This window comes from Dialister micraerophilus DSM 19965, from assembly GCF_000194985.1.
GTDB lineage: Bacteria > Bacillota > Negativicutes > Veillonellales > Dialisteraceae > Dialister > Dialister micraerophilus.
Genome location: NZ_GL878519.1, coordinates 23904 through 45362, shown reverse-complemented (window position 1 = coordinate 45362; position 21459 = coordinate 23904). Strand labels below are relative to the sequence as shown.

At 30.4% G+C, this 21459-nt stretch carries 22 protein-coding genes; 4 read left to right on the top strand and 18 right to left on the bottom strand.

All coding sequences use genetic code 11. The annotated features are described in order from the left end of the window. Positions 1 to 4 precede the first annotated feature (4 nt). The 10 genes from HMPREF9083_RS00235 to rpsB all read right to left on the bottom strand — a co-directional run bounded on the left by HMPREF9083_RS00235 (position 5) and on the right by rpsB (position 8631). A complete protein-coding gene (locus HMPREF9083_RS00235; RefSeq protein WP_007555375.1) occupies positions 5 to 1729 on the bottom strand; it encodes a proline--tRNA ligase in 1725 nt (574 codons plus the stop codon). Continuing rightward, the gene (gene ispG, locus HMPREF9083_RS00230) at positions 1730 to 2794 is read right to left on the bottom strand and encodes a flavodoxin-dependent (E)-4-hydroxy-3-methylbut-2-enyl-diphosphate synthase (RefSeq protein WP_007554562.1); all 1065 of its coding nucleotides are present in this window, start codon (positions 2792 to 2794) and stop codon (positions 1730 to 1732) included. A gap of 116 nt (positions 2795 to 2910) precedes the next feature. Beyond that, complete coding sequence (locus tag HMPREF9083_RS00225) at positions 2911 to 4071, bottom strand: 1-deoxy-D-xylulose-5-phosphate reductoisomerase (RefSeq protein ID WP_035062495.1); 1161 nt, start codon at positions 4069 to 4071, stop codon at positions 2911 to 2913. Positions 4072 to 4084: 13 nt separating this feature from the next. Further along, the gene (locus HMPREF9083_RS00220) at positions 4085 to 4894 is read right to left on the bottom strand and encodes a phosphatidate cytidylyltransferase (RefSeq protein WP_007555373.1); all 810 of its coding nucleotides are present in this window, start codon (positions 4892 to 4894) and stop codon (positions 4085 to 4087) included. Beyond that, positions 4891 to 5613: an isoprenyl transferase gene (locus HMPREF9083_RS00215; protein WP_007555372.1), complete on the bottom strand. Its 723-nt coding sequence runs from the start codon at positions 5611 to 5613 to the stop codon at positions 4891 to 4893. The genes HMPREF9083_RS00220 and HMPREF9083_RS00215 overlap by 4 nt, the downstream gene beginning before the upstream one ends. A 3-nt stretch (positions 5614 to 5616) precedes the next feature. Beyond that, positions 5617 to 5847 (bottom strand): hypothetical protein, encoded by a 231-nt coding sequence (locus HMPREF9083_RS00210; protein WP_007555370.1) that lies wholly within the window; start codon positions 5845 to 5847, stop codon positions 5617 to 5619. Next, the gene (gene frr, locus HMPREF9083_RS00205; protein WP_007554513.1) at positions 5844 to 6401 is read right to left on the bottom strand and encodes a ribosome recycling factor; all 558 of its coding nucleotides are present in this window, start codon (positions 6399 to 6401) and stop codon (positions 5844 to 5846) included. Before frr ends, HMPREF9083_RS00210 begins: the two co-directional genes overlap by 4 nt. A gap of 2 nt (positions 6402 to 6403) precedes the next feature. Next, positions 6404 to 7099 (bottom strand): UMP kinase, encoded by a 696-nt coding sequence (gene pyrH / locus HMPREF9083_RS00200; RefSeq protein ID WP_420864486.1) that lies wholly within the window; start codon positions 7097 to 7099, stop codon positions 6404 to 6406. Positions 7100 to 7195: 96 nt separating this feature from the next. Continuing rightward, positions 7196 to 7846, bottom strand: coding sequence for a translation elongation factor Ts (gene tsf / locus HMPREF9083_RS00195; protein WP_218914764.1), 651 nt, complete (start codon positions 7844 to 7846; stop codon positions 7196 to 7198). Between the two features lie 23 nt (positions 7847 to 7869). Then, positions 7870 to 8631 carry a 30S ribosomal protein S2 gene (gene rpsB, locus HMPREF9083_RS00190; protein WP_007554554.1) on the bottom strand — a complete coding sequence of 254 codons (762 nt, stop codon included), beginning with the start codon at positions 8629 to 8631 and terminating at the stop codon, positions 7870 to 7872. A gap of 243 nt (positions 8632 to 8874) precedes the next feature. Here rpsB and HMPREF9083_RS00185 point away from each other — a divergent pair, with 243 nt between their 5' ends. Continuing rightward, complete coding sequence (locus HMPREF9083_RS00185) at positions 8875 to 9951, top strand: acyltransferase (RefSeq protein ID WP_035062493.1); 1077 nt, start codon at positions 8875 to 8877, stop codon at positions 9949 to 9951. Between the two features lie 46 nt (positions 9952 to 9997). Here HMPREF9083_RS00185 and hpf read toward each other — a convergent pair whose 3' ends face one another. The 8 genes from hpf to dapF all read right to left on the bottom strand — a co-directional run bounded on the left by hpf (position 9998) and on the right by dapF (position 15089). After that, positions 9998 to 10528, bottom strand: coding sequence for a ribosome hibernation-promoting factor, HPF/YfiA family (hpf, locus tag HMPREF9083_RS00180; RefSeq protein ID WP_007555365.1), 531 nt, complete (start codon positions 10526 to 10528; stop codon positions 9998 to 10000). Between the two features lie 183 nt (positions 10529 to 10711). Continuing rightward, complete coding sequence (locus HMPREF9083_RS00175) at positions 10712 to 10909, bottom strand: cold shock domain-containing protein (protein ID WP_007554589.1); 198 nt, start codon at positions 10907 to 10909, stop codon at positions 10712 to 10714. Positions 10910 to 11029: 120 nt separating this feature from the next. Continuing rightward, positions 11030 to 12229, bottom strand: a complete 1200-nt coding sequence (coaBC, locus tag HMPREF9083_RS00170) for a bifunctional phosphopantothenoylcysteine decarboxylase/phosphopantothenate--cysteine ligase CoaBC (RefSeq protein WP_007555364.1) — start codon at positions 12227 to 12229, stop codon at positions 11030 to 11032. Between the two features lie 2 nt (positions 12230 to 12231). Further along, complete coding sequence (gene rpoZ / locus HMPREF9083_RS00165) at positions 12232 to 12435, bottom strand: DNA-directed RNA polymerase subunit omega (RefSeq protein WP_007554516.1); 204 nt, start codon at positions 12433 to 12435, stop codon at positions 12232 to 12234. Next, the gene (gene gmk / locus HMPREF9083_RS00160; RefSeq protein ID WP_007554551.1) at positions 12432 to 13076 is read right to left on the bottom strand and encodes a guanylate kinase; all 645 of its coding nucleotides are present in this window, start codon (positions 13074 to 13076) and stop codon (positions 12432 to 12434) included. The genes rpoZ and gmk overlap by 4 nt, the downstream gene beginning before the upstream one ends. A 4-nt stretch (positions 13077 to 13080) precedes the next feature. Further along, positions 13081 to 13356, bottom strand: a complete 276-nt coding sequence (gene remA, locus HMPREF9083_RS00155) for an extracellular matrix/biofilm regulator RemA (RefSeq protein ID WP_007555361.1) — start codon at positions 13354 to 13356, stop codon at positions 13081 to 13083. 10 nt (positions 13357 to 13366) lie between these two features. Beyond that, the gene (locus HMPREF9083_RS00150) at positions 13367 to 14254 is read right to left on the bottom strand and encodes a YicC/YloC family endoribonuclease (RefSeq protein ID WP_007555360.1); all 888 of its coding nucleotides are present in this window, start codon (positions 14252 to 14254) and stop codon (positions 13367 to 13369) included. Beyond that, entirely contained in the window at positions 14229 to 15089 is an 861-nt protein-coding gene (dapF, locus tag HMPREF9083_RS00145) for a diaminopimelate epimerase (protein ID WP_035062490.1), read from the bottom strand. The genes HMPREF9083_RS00150 and dapF overlap by 26 nt, the downstream gene beginning before the upstream one ends. Before the next feature lie 163 nt (positions 15090 to 15252). Between dapF and HMPREF9083_RS00140 the strand changes: the two genes are divergently transcribed. From HMPREF9083_RS00140 to HMPREF9083_RS00130, 3 genes are all read left to right on the top strand, one after another. Further along, the gene (locus tag HMPREF9083_RS00140; protein WP_007555357.1) at positions 15253 to 16992 is read left to right on the top strand and encodes an Rqc2 family fibronectin-binding protein; all 1740 of its coding nucleotides are present in this window, start codon (positions 15253 to 15255) and stop codon (positions 16990 to 16992) included. A 120-nt stretch (positions 16993 to 17112) separates the two neighbouring features. Beyond that, positions 17113 to 19707 carry a heavy metal translocating P-type ATPase gene (locus tag HMPREF9083_RS00135; protein ID WP_007555356.1) on the top strand — a complete coding sequence of 865 codons (2595 nt, stop codon included), beginning with the start codon at positions 17113 to 17115 and terminating at the stop codon, positions 19705 to 19707. A 186-nt stretch (positions 19708 to 19893) separates the two neighbouring features. After that, positions 19894 to 21429 carry a DUF4127 family protein gene (locus HMPREF9083_RS00130; RefSeq protein WP_007555355.1) on the top strand — a complete coding sequence of 512 codons (1536 nt, stop codon included), beginning with the start codon at positions 19894 to 19896 and terminating at the stop codon, positions 21427 to 21429. Positions 21430 to 21459: the final 30 nt, after the last annotated feature.

Genomic DNA, 21459 nt, shown 5'->3' with positions numbered 1-21459 from the left:
CATTTTACAAATTTTTACTACGTAAATCGTCAAGTATAGATTCAACCTTTGCTTTGCAATCTTTGTAATCAATTTCAATTACTTCTCCGGTTCTACGTATTTTTATTTCCACTTTTCCGTTTTCTTCCCATTTCTTACCAATTGTTACGCGAATCGGATATCCGATTAAATCAGCATCTTTAAATTTTATTCCTGCTCTTTCATTTCTATCATCAAATACAATTTCATTATTTTCTTTTGACATATTTCTATATAATTCTTCTGCGACTTTCATTATTTCGGAATTTTTGTTATTTGCAGGAATTATAACAACTTCATATGGCGCTATTGATACCGCCCAAATAATACCGTCTTTATCATGATTTTGTTCAATTGAAGCTGCCATTGTTCTTGTTACACCTATACCATAACATCCCATTACCATTGGTTTGGATTTTCCGTTTTTATCTAAATATGTGCAATTTAAACTTTCACTGTATTTAGTTCCCAATTTGAATACTTGACCAACTTCAATTCCCTTTTTAAATTCAATTTCTTTCCCCGTCCATGGAGACACATCATTTTTATCAATTAATCTTATAGTTTCTATACGAACTGAATCAAAGTCACGTTTCGGATTTACATGTATATAATGTTTGTCTTTAATATTTGCACCGCAACATGCATCTTTCATTTCCATAACAGTCTTATCTACTATAATATCAAAATCTTTGTTTTTCTTTAATCCTATCGGACTTATGTATCCGGCAACCAGTCCTGCTTTTTTCAAATCCTTTTCTGTTGCCATACTTACATTTATGGCATTATAAATGTTTTGTAATCTAACTTCATTTACTTCGTGATCACCGCGTACTAATGCAAGCACAATTTTATCATCTAATTTATAAATAACGGCCTTTATTGATTGTGTAACAGGAAGTCCTAAAAATTTACATACATCTTCTATTGTTTCTTGACCTGGCGTTGCAACTATTTCCTTTTCCAAATCGTTTTTTAAATTACAAGATATAGTATCAGGTATTACGGCTTCTACATTTGCTGCAAATTCACCGTCAACTTCGTAAACAATATCTGCTTCTCCGGCTTCTGCAAGAACTTCAAATTCATGAGATGAACTTCCACCTATTGCACCTGAATCTGCAATTACCGTACGGAAATTCAAACCGCATTTTGTAAATATATTTGTATATGCATCATACATATCATGATATTGTTTATCTAAACCTTCTTCATCAACGTCAAAAGTATATGCATCTTTCATAATAAATTCACGACTTCTCATAAGTCCGAAACGAGGTCTTTTTTCATCACGATATTTATTTTGAATCTGATATAAACTTACAGGCAATTGTTTATAAGAAAAAGTATCTATATGAACCAAGGTAGTTACTAATTCTTCATGTGTAGGAGCAAGGCAATAATCTCTTTCGTGGCGATCTTTGAGTCTAAACATTTCTTCCCCATATACATCCCAACGTCCTGTTTGCTGCCATATTTCAGCAGGTTGTGCTATTGACATCAATATTTCTTGTGATTCTATTTTAGCCATTTCTTCATGAATAATATTTTCAATCTTCTTTATACTTCTCCATGCTAATGGCAAATATGAATAAAACCCGCTTGAAATTTTACGAATCATACCGGCTTTCAACATATATTTATGACTTATTACTACAGCTTCAGACGGTATTTCTCTTAATGTTGGTGCATATAATTTTGATGCTTTCATTTATATATCTCCTTCTTTTTCAAATTTTTCAATTTCTTCCATTAATGCATCTATCAATTGCTCTTCAGGTACACTTCTTATAACTTTTCCTTTTTTAAAAAGTAATCCACACCCTTTTCCTCCTGCTATACCGAAATCGGCTTCACGCGCTTCTCCCGGGCCATTAACAGGACAACCCATAACGGCTACTTTTATAGGTTTTTTAAATTGCTGCAATTTTTCCTCAACTATTTGTGCCATTTTAATTAAATTTACTTGTGTTCGTCCACAAGTTGGGCAGGAAATCATAACCGGCCCATATAATTGTTTACCTATAGAACTTAAAATTTCTTTTGCAGCTTTAACTTCTTTCAGAGGATCATCAGTTAATGATACTCTAATTGTATCACCAATTCCGTCTAAAAGTAATGTTCCTATACCTATAGCAGATTTTATAGTACCTCTATACAAAGTACCCGCTTCTGTTACACCTAAATGCAGTGGATATATAGTTTTTTCGGAAAGCATTCTATTAGCCTTAACCATCATAGGCACATCAGTAGCTTTTACAGAGATAACTATATCAAAGAAATTTTCTTCTTCTAAAATTTTAACATGTTCTAATGCACCGGCTACCATACCTTCCGCTGTAGGATGTCCACCATGTTCCTTTAAAATATGCATAGGCAATGATCCTGCATTTATACCTATACGTATAGGTATTTGCTTTTCCTTCGCCATACTTACCACTTTTATTACATTCTCACGTTTACCTATATTCCCGGGATTTATACGCAATGCATCTATCCCTGATTCCATAGCGGTAAGTGCCAATCTGTAATCAAAATGTATATCTGCAACCAGAGGAACTTTTGTTACTTTTTTTAAATCGGCTAATGCTTCCGCAGCTTGTTTGTTCGGCACTGCCATTCTAACTATATCTGCACCGGCTTCCCCAAGTGCATTAATTTGTGCCGCAGCATATGAAACATCAACAGGATTGAATGTACTCATAGACTGAATAGCGATAGGAGCTCCTCCTCCTACAAGTACTTTTCCGACCCTTACCTGTCTTGTAATTTTCATCTATTTTTCACCATATTGTTTTATTATAAATAAATTAACAATTATTCCTAAAATAATATAAGCAAAATAAATTAATAAAGCTTTATATATAGATAACATTATCATAATATTGTTATCTATAAATTTATCTTGCTTATTTCCTTTTTGGCATTTATTCTGGCATTCTTATCAGAAATTAAAACATCTTCAAAAGAATTCATTATTTTTGTATCCCATTTATTTAAAACAGATTCAACAACATCAAATATTTGTAAAAAGTTAATCTTTCCGTCAATAAATGCTTTTATAGCTTCTTCATTGGCAGCATTATATGCAGTTGTCATATTTCCACCGGATTTTCCGGCATAATAAGCCATTTTTAATGATTTAAACAATTCAACATCCGGTTTTTCAAGAATTATATTTCCATATTTTGTCCAATCAACATATTGTCTTGAAGGTGAATTTTTTCTATCCGGATATGTTAATGCAAATTGAATAGGAATTCTCATGTCAGGATTACCGATTTGTGCAATAACAGAACCATCATTAAATTCTACCATTGAATGTATTAAGCTTTGAGGTTGAATCAATATATCTATATTTTCATAGTCCACGTTAAAAAGCCAATGAGCTTCTATTAACTCCAAACCTTTGTTAAACATTGTTGCTGAATCTAAAGTAACCTTTAACCCCATATTCCATGTAGGATGTTTCAAAGCATCATTTACAGTTACAAATTTTAATTCCTCTTTTGTTTTACCTCTAAAAGGTCCTCCGGAAGCTGTAAGTAATATTTTATGAATACTGCTTTTATCTTGTCCCATTAAACATTGAAAAATAGCACTATGCTCACTATCTACCGGTTTAATAACAATTTTTTTGTTTTTTGCAGCATTCATAACAATGCTACCGCCTGCAACCAAAGTTTCTTTATTTGCTAAAGCTATTTCTTTACCACTATCAATGGCATTCAACGTGGGTTTTAATCCTGAAATTCCAACTACAGAAATTAAAACCAAATCAATACTGCTTGCTTTCACTATTTCAGAAATTGAATCTTTGCCTATGATAACTTCAGCATTACCTTTATACATGGTCAAAAATTTATTTCCTGCAAATTCATCGGTTATAGCTATAATAGACGGATTAAATTCTTTTGCTTGTTTTAAAAGTAATTCAACGTTTCTGTTTGCAGATATTGCTTCCACAGAAAAATCATCGGGATACATTCTTACAACTTCTAAAGTTTGTCTGCCTATTGATCCCGTACTTCCTAAAATCGCTATTCTTTTCACTAATTTCACTATCCTATTGTATTAAATATAAAACTATCAACATCGCAGGTGATACAAATAAAATACTGTCAAAACGATCCAACATACCTCCATGTCCGGGAAGTAACTTACCGGAATCCTTAACATCACATGCACGTTTCAAATAAGATTCAAATAAATCACCTATCGGTGCAACTACAGATATTATTGCTCCGCAAAGCACACCTTTCCACAATACAAGTCCGAAATATATCGAAAAAATACTGCAAAGTACAATAGTACCTACTATTCCACCAAATAAACCCTCTAACGTTTTACTTGGACTTATATGAGGTGCCATTTTGTGCTTTCCAAATCGTTTTCCAACAAGATAAGCAAAAGAATCACTTGCCCATGTTCCGATTAAAGCAAATAAAATTGTGAAAACTCCATTATTTATACTAAATAACCCTATATCGAAAAATTCATTATTCTGTCGCAAAAAGAGAAGAGAACCGAAACCTATACCCAAATATAATACACCGAAAACGGTATACATTAAATCGTTAATTGATTTTTTTGAAATTTTAAGAATTGAAAAGCATAAAATTAAAAACGACCCGAATAATCCCGCTACAAAAAATTTCAAAATTCCGGTATAGGCGGATAAAATAATTAAAGCTAAAAAAATACACGAGATTTTAAATCGTATTTTTATCCCTAAACGTTCCAACATACATCCATATTCAGTTAATGCTATTCCTGCAATTGCCAATACTGCAAAAGTTAATATCCAATTTCCTAAAATTATTAATCCTAATACAAGTATAATACCGATAATTGCAGTAATAATACGAGTCTTCATTTATTCACCATCAATCCGCCAAATCTTCTGTTTCTATTAACAAACCATTTAATTGCATTTTCAAGTTCTCTTTCATCAAAATCAGGCCATAAAACAGAAGTAAAATACAATTCACTATAAGAAATTTGCCATAAAAGAAAATTCGATATCCGTTGTTCTCCACCGGTACGTATAAGCAAATCGACATCATCCGCATCTGATGCATATAATGCATCTTTTATATTCTCTTCATCGATTTCACTAGGATTCAAAATACCTGCTTTTACATCAGATGCAATTTTTCTAAAAGCATGTATAAGTTCTTGCCGTCCCCCATAATTTATAGCAATATTCAAAATTAATCCATCATTGTTTTTAGTATCATTTTCACAAGATTTAATTTCTTCTTGTAATGACTTTGACAGTTTTGAAACATCTCCCACAACATGAACCTGAACATTATCTTCTGTTAATTCACGTAATTGCTCTATAAGATATTCTTTAAAAAGTGTCATTAAAAATTTAACTTCCAACTTAGGACGTTTCCAGTTTTCTGTAGAAAATGCATATAATGTTAATTTTTTAATACCCGAAGAAGCTGCAGAACGAACAATTTTTTTTACATTTGCTGCACCGAATTTATGCCCATATGTACGCTCTCTACCATGCTTTTTCCCCCATCTGCCGTTACCATCCAATATAATCGCAACATGTTGAGGCATTATTTTTTTGTCATACATAATTTACTCCTCACCATATAAATGCAGAAAGGCCTCATGGGCCTCTTTGCTATATACCATTCGTGGCATAATTACAGATTTTTTTCCTAAACGCACTAAATAAAAATTATTTTCATCTAATGCATAATGATTACCTTTAGTTTTTATTATTTGTGCAAACGGATATTGTAACTTAAATTTATGTTCTGTTGATTTATCCCAAAACAAACCCGGATATAAGTTATCATTTATCATACGGACATAATCTCTTTAATTTTCTTTTCAGTTACAGCATCAATTTCTTTAATTTTAATATCTGTAAGATCTTGAACTTCATCTTCCGCTTCAGAAATAATATCTTTAGATATATCGCCTTTTTTCTCTTCTTTCTTCAAAAAAGTATTGCCGTCTCTTCGAATATTTCTTATTGCAACTTTAGCCTCTTCCGCTTTTTTATTCGCAATTTTAACTAAATCTTTACGACGTTCTTCTGTAAGTTGAGGTATAGCCATTCTAATTAAATTACCGTCATTCATGGGTACCAATCCTAAGTCGGATTGAAGAATAGCTTTTTCAATTTCTTTCAAAACACTTTTATCCCATGGTTGTACTACCAACATACGCGCTTCAGGAACACTTATGCTTCCAACTTGAGAAATTGGAGTTTGTGTACCATAATAATCTACAAAAATACGATCTAAAAGGCTTGGACTTGCTTGCCCTGTTCTTATAGAAGAAAATTCAGTTTTTAATGCCTGAATCGATTTATCCATTCTTTCTCTAAGTTCATTTATTTTTTCTGTATACATATTTATTTCCCTTCAATAATAGTACCTAAGTTTTCACCTAGACACGCTTTAACAATGTTACCGGGTTTATCTATATTGAATACAACTATCGGAATATTATTATTCATGCATAAAGCTATAGCGGTATTATCCATAACTGCTAATTCCTTTTGCAAAACTTCTCCATAAGTTAAATGCGTAAAGAATTTAGCATCAGGGTTTATTTTAGGATCCGAATCATACACACCGTTTACTTGTTTTTTTGCCATTAACATTACATCTACTTCCACCTCAGCGGATCTGAGCGCTGCTGTAGTATCTGTAGTAAAATAAGGATTTCCTGTTCCTCCGGCAAAAATAACAACTCGTGATTTTTCAAGATGCCTTATAGCTCGACGTCTGATATACGGTTCTGCAACTTGCATCATTTCGATTGATGTCTGTACACGTGTAGTTACTCCAAGTTTTTCCAGTGAATCTTGAAGTGCCACAGCATTTATTACAGTTGCAAGCATTCCCATGTAATCAGCTGATACACGATCCATACCACCTTGACTACCTTTTAAACCTCTCCAAATATTTCCGCCACCTACAACTATACATACTTGTATATTCTTTTCACAAACCTCTTTTATTTCTCTTGCTAATCTTGACACAACTTCAGGATCTATTCCAAATCCGTTTTTATTAGCCATAGCTTCTCCGCTTAATTTAAGCATTACACGTTTATACTTCCGTTCCACTTATTCCCTCCGCTATATAATTATACTATATATTTACAAAATAAGAGAACACAAATGTGTTCTCTTATTTTATTATTTGTTAATTTGACTCATAACTTCATCAGCAAAATTTTCCTGTTTCTTTTCAATACCTTCACCTAATTGATAACGGGTAAAACGTCTGATTGAAATTTTTTCTCCCATTGAAGCAACCGCTTCTGTAATAACTCTTTCAATAGTTTTATCACCATCTTTAATAAACGGTTGTTCTTCCAAACAAATTTCTTTATACATTTTTTCTAAACGACCTTCGGTCATTCTATCAACAATCTTTTCAGGTTTACCTTCATTTAAAGCTTCCTGACGGAATATCGCTCTTTCGTGTTCGATTACATCTGCAGGAACTTCATCACGACGCACGTACTGAGGATTTGTAGCAGCAACCTGCATTGCAATATCCTTTACCAATGCATGGAAAGCATCTGTCTTTGCGACAAAATCAGTTTCACAGTTTACTTCAATCAATACGCCTATACGACCATTTCCATGAATATAGGATCCTACAATACCTTCAGCTGCAATACGTCCTGCTTTTTTCGCAGCTTTTGCCAATCCTCTTTCACGGAGAATATCTACTGCTTTTTCAATATCACCGTCTGCTTCAACGAGTGCTTTTTTACAATCCATCATTCCTGCGCCGGAGCGTGTACGAAGCTCTTTTACCAAACTAGCCGTAATCATTATATAACCTCCATAAAAACAAAGACTTATTCAGCGGATTCTTCTATTACTTCCTGTTCATCAGCAACATCTTCTGCCACTTCTTGTTCACCTTGTTCTTCCTGCTGTCCTTGACGTCCTTCCAATACTGCATCAGCCATCTTTGATGCTAAAAGTTTTACAGCACGAATTGCATCATCGTTTGCCGGAATCGGGAAATCAATTACATCCGGATCACAATTGGTATCCACTGTAGCAATTACAGGTATATTAAGCTTGCGTGCTTCTTTAACTGCAATTTCTTCCTTCTTTGAATCTATAACAACTATACATCCCGGAAGTTTCTTCATATCCTTAATTCCGCCAAGATTCTTTTCAAGCTTATCCAATTCACGCTTCATAAGAATAACTTCTTTCTTAGGATATTGTTCAACGGTTCCGTCTTCAAACATCTTTTCCAATTCTTTAAGTCTTGCAACACGATTCTGAATTGTGCGGAAATTTGTCAACATACCGCCCAACCAACGCTGATTTACATAAAACATATTGCATCTTAAAGCTTCATCTTTAATTGCATTTTGAGCTTGTTTTTTTGTTCCTACAAACAAAATTGTTTGTCCATTTGCAGCAACTTCACGAATAAAATTGTATGCTTCTTCAACTTTTTTTACAGTTTTTTGTAAATCGATAATGTAAATACCGTTACGTTCTGTAAAAATAAATCTGGACATTTTCGGATTCCAACGACGTGTTTGGTGACCGAAATGAACACCTGCTTCTAATAATTGTTTCATTGATACTACTGACATTTTAAAATCCTCCTGTTTTAACCTCTGTGCACTTCTACTTTTATAACCACCATAAGGCACAAATATAAAATCCATGCACATGTGTATTCATACTTTTTAATTCTACCAAAAACATTCGATGTTATCAAGCACAAAAATATATTATTTTTAATTTAAATATAAATAATATGTAAATATAAAATTCACTTTATTATTGAATCCATGTTATTATATTAAAGTAAAATAACACAGAGGTAATAATAAATGAACTTATCAATAAAAACTAAAACCAGATTATTGCACATAGACTTCCTAAGAATATTGTGCATATTTTTAGTAATGTTTACACATACATCAACTTCCGGATTTTCTTTGTATTTAAATAAAATAAATTCAAATTGGTTCCCGCTATACATAATTATTCCGTTTTGGATAAAAACTGCAGTACCCATATTTTTTATGATTTCAGGTGCTCTTTTACTAAAAAAAGAAGAACCGCTATCTGTTATTTTTAAAAAACGTATTTGGCGTTTTGCTCAAGTTCTTATAATATTTTCTTTTATAAACTATTTATATAATTATAGAAATTTTAATATAAGCCTTTTTAGTTCACTTTTATACTCACAAACACTTGCAACCGCTTACTATTTTCTATATATATATATGTCATTTTTACTTATGCTTCCAATATGGAGAGCTTTAGTAAAAAACTTAACTAATAAAATTTTTATTTATCTTATATCTCTTAATTTATTTTTTGTAGGATTTATTCCTGTTTTTTCATTTTTAATTTTCAAAGGAACAGCTGAAATAAATTGGTTTATAAATCCTTTACTCGCTGTAAGTGAACCGTCTTTTTATTTTATTATTGGATATTGGATTGAAAATGTTCTACCTGATCATTGGCTGACAAAAAAGAATTTACTTTATCTTTTTATCGCAGCTATGTGTGGAACAATAATATCTGCTCTGATGACATATTATCATGGTATTGTTGCAAATGGATTAACAGAAGCAATTTCAGAACGCTTTTATGATTCTTTTCTATTTTTAAACACCGCATTTATATATTGTTTTTTTAAATGGTTTTTTATACATCATAAAATTCCTCAATTTTATAAAAAAGCAATATTTTCCTTAAGCACTTTGGCATTTGGAATAATGCTCTTCGACGATATTGCACGACGACTAACCGGTATTATATTCGAAAAATATTTAATAAAATTTTTACCTAACTGGCCTCTTACTGCAGCATTTATATGGATTATATCAGGATTTTGTCTTGGAGCGGTTATAACATATTTTATAAAAAAAATTCCGTATTTTAAAAAATTAATATAAAAATACCCTCCTTACTGACTATCCAGTAAAGAGGGTATTTTATTTACTATCTTTTCATTTCTATCAATCCGTATTTTCCGTCATTTCTTTTATAAACTACCGCTATATCTGAAGTTTCAGAGTTAAAGAACATAAAGAAATCATGCCCTACCAAATTCATTTGTAGAATTGCTTCCTCCGGCGACATCGGATTTATGTTAAACTTTTTTGTTTTTACAATTTCAAATTCTTCTTCACCGAAAGTTTCTTTTTCTTCTCTGAATTTCTTACTGAAAACATTTTCTTCTCTATAGCGTCTTGCCAATCTGGTTTTATATTTATGTATTTGTCTTTCAACTTTATCAAAAACTAAATCAATTGATTTATACATATCATCAGATTTTTCTACACCACGTAAAATCACGCCTTCAACAAAAACTGTAACTTCACATGTGTTAGTTTTATTGGAAATACGCATCAATACATTCATTTTTATAGGTTTATCAAAATATCTTTGAATTTTACCTGTATGTTTTTCAACGTAACTATGTAATGCTTTTGTGACTTCAAGATTCTTTCCTCTTATTTTTAATTCCATGATAGTCCTCCTTATTACACTACAAAGAATGTATCTACTATATATATTATATAATAAACTATTAAACAATTCAAAATAAAAAAGACCCGGATAAATTACAAATACAAAATTTGAACTTTAAATCCAAGTCTTTTTTCAGTAATTCCTGATTCAAAAACCTACGCTGTATCGCTCAGTAAGTGATCAAAGAATGACTACATTAGCAGCCTGCGGTCCTCTAGCACCTTCGATAATATCGAATTCAACCTTCTGACCTTCAGTCAGCGTCTTGAAGCCTTCAGTCTGAATAGCAGAAAAATGTACGAAAACATCGCCGCCTTCTTCTCTTTCAATAAAACCATAGCCTTTTTCTGCGCTGAACCACTTAACTGTACCTTTCATGGAAATTCCTCCTACAAATAACTAATAGCCCTATTTGGGCATAGCTTTATGCTAGCATAATTTTTTTATAACGTCAACTAAATTTATTATATATATTTCCCGATAATTTAAATCTATGCATTATTCTAAAGCTGAACTTATTTTATTTATTAAGATTTCTCCCAATTCAATTTTAGACATCTTTGGATAAGAATCTATTTTTCCGTCTTTATAAATTACGGAAACAATATTAGTTTTAGATTCAAATCCGGCTCCTGATTGAGTTACATCATTTGCAATAAGCATATCTAAATTTTTATTTTTCAATTTTTTTAATCCGTTTTCTATAAGATTATTTGTTTCCGCTGCAAATCCTACTAAAAACTGTGTTTTCTTATTTTTCCCCAACTCCATTAAAATATCGGGGTTTTTAACAAGATTTATACACAAATTCTCAATGTTTTCTTTTTTTACTTTTTTTGTAAACTTTTTCTCAGGCCGATAATCCGCAACTGCCGCTGCCATAATAAATACATCCGCTTCATCATATAACGTTAATGAAGCACTCCGCATTTCATTTGCAGTTTTAACTTTTTTTATTTTCAGATTCTCATAAATTTCTTCAAAATTTTCGGTAGAAATAAGTATAACTTCAGCATCTTCTTTCGCTGCAGCTTTTGCTATAGAATAGCCCATAAGTCCTGAAGAATAGTTTCCTATATATCTTACAGGATCGAATTCTTCTTTAGTACCACCTGCAGTCACAACCACCTTCTTGCCTGAAAGTAATTTTTTCCCGCTAAGTATTTTATCTATGTTCTCAATAATTTTTTCCGTCTTGGGAAAACGTCCCTTACCTATCACATTACAAGCCAAGTGACCAATATCAGGTTCAAGCATGTAATAACCGTAACTTTTTAATTTTGCTATATTCTCCTGAACTATTTGATTTTCAAACATATTGCTATTCATTGAAGGTACAAATAAAACAGGCTTCTTAGTCGCAATCAATGTAGTAGAAAGCATATCATCGGCAATTCCATTGGAACATTTTCCTAAAATATTCGCTGTAGCAGGTGCAATAACAAAAATATCTGCCCACATTGCCAAAGATATATGCTCAACATCCCATTCTTTTATTTCTCCGAACATATCGGTAAAAACTTGATTTCCACTTAATTCACCGAACACTACAGGTTTAACAAATTCTTGTGCATGAGATGTCATAATACATTTAACATTTGCACCTTTTTGGCGCAACTTACTTACTAAATCGGCAGTTTTATAAGATGCTATACCTCCACATATACCTACAATTATATTTTTATTCTTAAAATTCATATTTAAATATTTCCGATTTTCTTTGGTTCAACTTTATTTTCATAAATTTCTTCAAGTGCTATAGTAACTGCTTTTTTATTTTTTTCTCTTATTAACTGAGCCTCATTATCTGTCAACTCTCTTGCACGCATAGCCACCAAAGTAACTAATGTATATTTAGTATCAACAATTTTAACTAATTCATCAATTGAAGGAAATGACATCATTTTAAAGATACCTCCTTAGTAATATATTGTTTAAAAATAGTCTCTACTCTGCATTCATTTCTCGAAAGCTTACATTTTTCAGCGTCCAATATCGCTTGAGTTTTATAAACAGCATCTTTCAATACTTCATTAACAACTATGTAATCATACTTGTGAGCTAGCGATAACTCTTTAGTTATCTGAGACAAGCGCTTTCGAATTGACTCTTCACTATCTGTTCCTCGTTTATGTATTCTTTCAGATAAAATTTCCAATGACGGAGGCACTATATATATAAAAACCCCCTTCGGATATCTTTCTTTAACTTGCATAGCACCTTGAATATCTATTTCTAAAAGTATAGACTTTCCTTGTTTGAGTAAATCAAAAGTATTTTGTTTCAAAGTTCCATAATAATTATCATAAACTCTTGCATATTCAAGAAAAGCATCTTCTTTTATTAATTTTTCAAACTCTTCAACACTTCTGAAATAGTAATTTATTCCATCTTTTTCATTTTTTCTCGGACTTCTTGTGGTCATCGAAACAGAATAAAACAAATCAGGATTCATTTTACGAATTTCATCACAAATAGTTCCCTTACCTGCTCCTGACGGTCCGGAAACTACAAGAAGTATTCCCTCATCTTTTTTATTATTCATAAAATTAATCCTCATCCGCCAAATCTGCAGAAATAACCTCTTTATTTATTGCTCTATGAGAAATCGTTTCCGGTTGAACTGCAGATAAAATAATTTGGTTGCTGTCCATAACCAAAACAGCTCTCGTTTTACGTCCATATGTTGCATCTATGAGAGAGCCTTTATCTCTGGCTTCCTGTATCATACGCTTTACGGGTGCGGACTCAGGACTTATTATTGCTATTATCCTAGATGTAGATGCCATATTTCCAAATCCTATATTTATTAATGAAAAATCCATAAAAATCTCCTTATTCTATATTTTGGATTTGCTCTCTTATTTTCTCCAATTCCGTTTTGATTATTATAACACAATTCGTTACATCAATTTGATCCGTCTTAGATGCAATAGTATTAATCTCTCTATTTATTTCTTGAATTAAAAAATCCAATTGTCTTCCTAAAGGCCCTTTATTATCTAAAGATTCTAAAAGTTGAATAATATGACTTTCAAACCTAGTAACTTCCTCAGTGTAATCAGTTTTATCCGAATATATTACTACTTCTTGCAATATACGGTTTTCGTCTGCTTTAAAAGAATTTTCTTCTATAAATTCATTTATTTTCGTTCGCAACTTTTCCCTATATTGATCATTTAATGAATATTGACGTTCCTTTATGTAAGATAATTTCTTCTTTATAAATTCAACTCTTTTTAATAAATCATTTTTCAAATTACAACCTTCAACTTTACGCATCTCCAAAAGTAAAGGTATTGCTTGACTCAGTGCATCTTTTACCATAATTTGCAATTTTTCTTCATCAGTTTTATCGAAAGTTACCTCAATCCACGGTTCCGGAACTTTCAACAATTCTGAAATATTTACAAATTCATTCGATTTAAGCTTATTCCTTTTTATATCGTTAAAAATTTCTATGTAAGAATTCAACAAAGCTTCATTAACAGACAATTTTATATTTTTTGAATTGTCAGAAATGAATTTTATTCTGACTGAAACTTTCCCTCTATATAAAACTTTTTTCAATTCTCTTTTTATTAATTCTTCTAAAAGAGGAGATATACCGTCGGATTTAAAATTAAACTCCAAGTAACGACTATTTACAGTCTTAATTTCAATTAACAATTCTCCTAAATCGGAATTTACCTGCCCTTTACCGTATCCCGTCATGCTGTTCATAATCAACCTCTATATTTCCATCAAAAACTTTTTCAGCCGGACCCGTCATAAACACATGATTAGTCTTATCTTTATCCCAAAAAATATTTAATTTACCGCCATCTAAAATAACATCAGCTTTATTGTTTACTAAATTATTTAATGTTGCAGCAACTACAGCGGCACAACTACCTGTTCCACAAGCCAAAGTAATACCGGCACCTCTTTCCCAAACCTTCATTCTTAAAATTGAATCTGAGATTTTCTGTACAAATTCAACATTAGTTTTTTTGGGAAACTGTTTATGATTTTCAATAATACTTCCATCAGCTTCAATATTAATACTGTCAATTTTATCAGTAAAAATAACACAATGAGGATTTCCCATAGACACGCAATTAATTCTATATGCCGTATTTTCATGAGAAATATTTAACAATTCATCAATTACTACCTTTTTAGAAAATCCTTTTACAGGAATATCATCAGAATTCAAATTCGGAATTCCCATATCTACACAAACATTCCCGTTTTTTAAAATTTCAGGAAATAAAATTCCGGCTCCTGTTTCAACTGAAAATGAAGATTTATTTATCAATTTTTGATTAACTACGAACTTGGCAAAACAACGAATTCCATTACCGCACATCTCGGCTTCACTTCCATCGCTATTAAAAATACGCATTTTAAAATCAGCATCTAACGAAGGAAGAACATAAATAATACCATCCGCTCCTATACCGAAATTTCTGTTACATAATTTTTTTACAAATTCAGAAGAAAAAATAAATTTATTCTTAAATGAATTGAAAATAATAAAATCATTACCGCAAGCTTGCCATTTTGAAAAATACATTAAAATCACCATATTTCGTGCAAATATTTAAATTAACAATACAAATATTATAAACGATTTTTGTAAAAACTGTCGAGTATATATTGTATTAAATAACTTTCACATATTTCAAATTTGTCTGCTATACTATAAAACAAATGATAAAAATGAAAGAGGAATCTATATGCAACTGGACAGTTCAATTATATACATTCTTACAAAAGAACTAAAAAAAGAACTTATATATGGCCAAGTACGAAAAATTCATCAAATAAATAACCGTACAATGGTTTTGGAAATTTTTAAACCTTCTTCATCTCCCGCAAAATTAATAATTTCAAGTTATAATCCACCGCTTATATATATTAACGATGAAAATAAAAACTTAAATTATACGCCTGCACAAAACTTTTGCATGTCACTTAGAAAACACTTGGAAGGAAGTAAAATTACAGATATAAAACAAATTAACTTGGACAGAGTCATACAAATTAATTTTTCAAGAATTGAAACTGCCGGAGAAATCAAGGTAAAAAACTTATATATTGAACTTATCCCCTCTGCACCGAATATAATCTTAACTGAAAACAATTTAATTTTAGATGCGTGCTTAAAAGGAAACAAAAAAGATCGCATTATTTCGCCTAAAGAAAAATATATTCTCCCCGGAAGTCAAAACAGAATGGATTTTACTCAATTTTCAAAATCCGAATTACTTGACATATTAACTTACAACAAAAACACATCTAATGCCTTAAAAGAACTTATTTTTACTCTTTTTAACGGATTCAGTGAGTTATTATTGCAAGAAATATTTAAAAATCATAGTTTTATGCTTACTAAAGAATCAAGTACGTTAAATATCAAAGATATAGAATTCATAGTCGATGTAATATGTAATTTTAAAAATACTATAAAACAAGTATCTGCAATCAATTTATATAATACATCCAATCAATACTTACTTTCACCTTTAGAGTTAAATAATAGTGATAAAACACCTTTAAAATTATCTGTAAATGATGCTATATTATATTACTTACAAAATCATAAAAATAATAGCAACAATATTTCTTTGTCTTTACAAAAAGAAATCCATTCACTGATAAAAAAAGAAAAAAGAAAATTATTAAAAATAGAAGATGAGCTGAAAGAAACATCCAAGATGAATACTTACAAATTATGGGGAAATTTACTGGCAATTCATGCATATAAGAAAACACCATATGAAGATTTTATAATTTTAGACAATATTTTTGACGCAAAACAAAACAAAATCAAAATCCCAATTAACAAAGAAAAATCTTTGTCATCAAATAGCCAATTATATTTTAAAAAATACAATAAAATGAAAACACGTATACAAATAGGAAAAGAAAAAGTTGAAAACTGCAAAGAAAATATTGATGCTTTAAATCACATATATTATTATTCAACACTCATAACTTCAAATGAAGAATTATATGCTTTAAGTAAGGAACTTGAAACATTAGGTATAAAAGCTAAGAAAAACATAGAAAAAAAATTATTTAAAAATAAAACTTTGAATCACAATTTTTTACAATTTTGTATTGATGGATTTAAAATTTTTATTGGAAAAAACAGTAAAGAAAACGAAATTTTAACATTTAAAAAATCATCAAGCGAAGACATTTGGCTACATGTTAAACAAATACCCGGTTCTCATGTAATTATTAAAACCGAAAAGCAAATTGTACCGATTGAAACATTGGAAAAAGTGGCCTCTGTTGCAGCATTTTACAGCAGCGGAAAAGATTCCGGAAAAATTACGGTAGATTACACATTCATAAAAAATGTAAAAAGAATACCAAATACAAAAGCAGGTAGAGTATCTTATACAAACGAAAAATCAATTTTAGTTATCCCCCACTCCCCGGACTTCTTCATCGGTAAAAAAACTTGATTTTTTAAAGTTTTTATTACATGTTACTTGATTTATTAAACTCTAAACTCCTACATATTTACCACAAAAAAATTCAATGCTAGAATGCATTTAGAATTTACTATGTAGGAGTTTTATTTTATGAAAATCAATAAAAATTTACATCATCATATAAAAGATAATAATTTAAAAATTGAAATTTACCACGTACTTGAAAATGAAGCTGAAATTTCTAAAGATGAAAGAAGAGCTTTCGGCCATATAATAGACAAAAATCTTCATGTCCTGACAGGACATCAACAAAACTGCCATTGTGATCATTGTATTGAGGAAGATTGCGAATATTGCGGCAAAGAAATCGAAAGCTGCAAATGTGATTTCTTAGGTAAAGAATATAAGCGCGGATTATATCATATAGAAAACCTTGATTGCGTACAATGTGCAGCATTGATGGAAGGTAAAATAAGAAAAATCCCTTCTGTATTTTTTGCATCTGTAAGTTTTAATAAAAAGGAATTACGACTTATATCTAAAAATAATCCTGATTTATTAATTCCCGAGATAACAAAAATATCAAGAACATTTAATGAAAATATTAATATTCTCCCACCTAAACAAAACACTAAACTTAATACTGAATTATATGTAATACCTACACTGAATTGTCCTTCATGTGCAGTAAAATTAGAAAAAAATATAAATCAACAGCAAGGTGTATTTTCTGCTACTGTAACATTTTCCACAAAACAATTAAAAATTACAGCAGAAAACCCTGATAAATTATTACCGGAAATTATAAATGTTTGCAATAAAATAGAACCCGGCACAAAAATAGTAAAAAAAATTAATTACAATAAAAATGAGCAAAATAAATCAAAATCCGACAAATATTCAAAATTTATAAATTCAACAGGTTTTTTCTTATACGTTATCGGATTATCAGGATTTTATGATTTAATTAAATTTTCGGATTTACTTACAAGTTCATTATTAATAATTTCTTACTTTTTATTAGGGCATGATATTTTGATGAAAGCAATAAAAAATATCATTAATAAAAATGTTTTCAACGAGTACCTCTTAATGTCCATTGCAACACTAGGTGCATTAGCAATTTCAGAATATCCGGAGGCAACGGGTGTTATACTTTTTTATAAAATCGGAGAATATCTTGAACATTTTGCGATTGAAAAAAGTAGAAAACAAATAACCGAAACTATAGATTTACGCCCTGAAACAGTTCATAAACTAAAAAATGGAATTATTGAAACAATAACCCCTGAAGATGTTGATATCGGTGACATAATAAGAATTTTACCGGGAGAAAGAGTCCCTCTTGACGGAATTATTTCAAAAGGTAAAACACAAATAGATACATCGCTATTAACCGGAGAATCCATTCCAAGAAGCGTTACTATAGGTGACTCTATTTACTCCGGAACAATAAACTTATCCTCCACCATTGAACTTCAAGTTGAAAAAACATTATCCGAATCTATGGTTTCACGTATTTTGGATTCTATCGAAAATGCATTGGCCGGCAAACCTTCAATCGATAAATTTATAACTAAATTTTCAAGAATTTACACTCCAATAGTAGTATTTGCTGCAATTTTTTTAATTATATTTTTACCTTTTTTCACAACAAATTCCTACAAAGATGCGCTTTATATAGCTTTAACATTCTTAGTTATAAGCTGCCCATGTGCATTAGTTATTTCCGTACCGTTATCATTTTTTTCAGGACTTGGAGTAGCATCCAAACACGGAATTCTTTTTAAAAGTGGAAATATTATTGAAATACTAAATAAAACAAATGTTATACTTTTGGATAAAACCGGAACATTAACGGAAGGAAGTTTTAAAATAAGAGAAATTGAAACATACCAAAATATAAACGAAGATAAACTTTTGGCACTTGTTGCGGGTGCAGAGGCTCACTCAACACACCCTATTGCAAAATCAATAATTCAAGCTGCTGAAGATAAAAAATTATATATTCCAAAATTTTCTGCTATAAATGAAATATCAGGAAAAGGTATAATTACAAAATTAGGTAATAAAGATATAATTATAGGAAATAAGAAACTTTTAAATGAAAACGGTATAACAATAGATAATAATAATTATTCAAATGATTTTGAAACTATAATATATGTTGCAATAAACAAGAAGCTTTTAGGTAAAATTAAAATTTCTGATGCATTGAAAAAAGATTCATTTAATGGATTACAAAAATTAACTAAAAAAAATATAGATATAATTATGCTTACCGGTGATAATAATGCTGTCGCTAAAAATATTGCAAAAAAATTAAATATTAAAAAATTTTATTCCGAATTATTACCTTTAGACAAAATAAAAATCTTAAAAAAATACACTACAAACAATTCAAAAACATTATTCGTAGGTGATGGAATAAATGATGCGCCTGTACTGGCAACCGCTGATATAGGTGCTGCAATGGGCAGCGGTTCCGATGCTGCAATTGAAGCCTCAGATATAGTATTTTTAAATAATAATGTTTCCGCAATTTCAACCTCAATATCAATAGCTGAAAAAACAATAACTACTACCAAAATAAATATTTTCATAGCAATTTTTATAAAAATTGCAGTCATGATTTTGGGTTTGATTGGTATGGCTGATATGTGGATTGCAGTATTTGCAGATACAGGTGTAACTTTGTTATGTATACTTCTTTCAATGAATCTTTTTTTACGTAAATTCGAATAATAAAAAAGTGAGATTTTCAAAATCTCACTTTTTATTATTTTTAAATTTACTTCTTAAATTTACATAAATATTGTAATATAAAATTAAATTTATTTCGATTAATTAACCTCAATATTTATAAACAGAAATCTAACTATTTCATGATATAATACTTAATAACTAAACAATTTTATCAGGAGGTTTATTTTGAAATTATCTAAAATTATTTTCGGATTTTTTCTGACATTTACAATTAGCATAGGTTTTAGCTCATATGCTGAAAAAATATTACTTATACCACAAGATGATCGGCCTGTAAGTCTTGCGTATACAGTTTCTACTGCAGAAAAAGCAGGATATACTATAATAACTCCACCTACATCTTATTTATCAGGAAGAAATCGCAAGGGCTCTCCGGATAAAATATGGAATTGGTTAAAAAACAATATTTCATCAGCAGATGCATGTGTATTATCTACAGATACACTAATTTATGGCGGATTGGTAGACTCTCGTAAGCATAATGATTCGATGCAAGAATTATATTTACGTGCCGACCGTATCAATGAACTACATAATGAATATCCTAATATCCCTATTTATGCATTCGGAACAATAATGAGAACCCCATACGCATCAGATAATGATGTAGAACCGTATTACTACGGAAATTACGGTAATAAAATTTATAATTTATCAATTTTACAGGATAAAGTCGACAGTGGTACTGCAACAAAAACTGAAATCTCCAATCTTTTATCATTAAAACTATCAATTCCTAGTGAATATATACAAGATTGGTTTAAAAGAAGACAAAAAAATGATTCCATAAACAGAATTATGATTAATAACTCAAAAAAAGGTATATTTGCTTATTACTGTTTAGGATATGATGATAACAGTAAAAATTCTCAAACCACACTCGAAGCACGTTATTTAAAAAATGAATTTGCTAATTTATCTCCTAAAGTCTACGGTTCTTTCCCCGGAGCAGATCAATTGGCATTACTTTTAATAGCTAAATATCATGTTGATTTACATAAACTTAACCCCACATTCGCCGTAATCTATCCATTAGGTCGCGGAGAAGAAACTATACCTAGATATGAAAATCAATCTATAGGAAAAACTGTATCGGATCATATTATTGCAATAGGCGGGAATATTGTTTCAAATAAAAAACCTGACTTTGTTTTAGCAGTAAATACACCGCTTGAATCGACTGTAGAATCAAGTGAAACAATAAACTTCGGTATGAACAAATCAAGTACAGATGATTTTGTAGATAAAATTAAGTTTATAAGATCAAAAAATATTCCGGTTTCAATCGCAGATGTATATTTTTCAAACGGTTCGGATAACACTTTAATGAACAGTCTTATGAAAAATAATTTATTATATGATATTAGTGCCTATAACGGATGGAATACTGCAAGTAATACTGTAGGGTATTCTATTGCACAAGCTGTACTTTCTCAATATATGTCAAAAAAAGAACATGACAATATGCTCACTGAGCAATATATTGATAACTGGGCTTATCAAGCAAATGTCCGAAAAAAAATATCTTTAATTTTAAAAAATTCTAAAAATAAAAATTTCATTACTGATGATATCGAAAAAGAAATGTCCAATGAATTGCAAGATTTTGCAAATAAAAAACTTAAATTAAATAACAAAATAATAAAAACAAAATTTCCATGGAAAAGATTATTTGAAATTGAAGTTAAAGTTTCAAATTAAATAAAAAATTACACCTATTGATTTAAATCA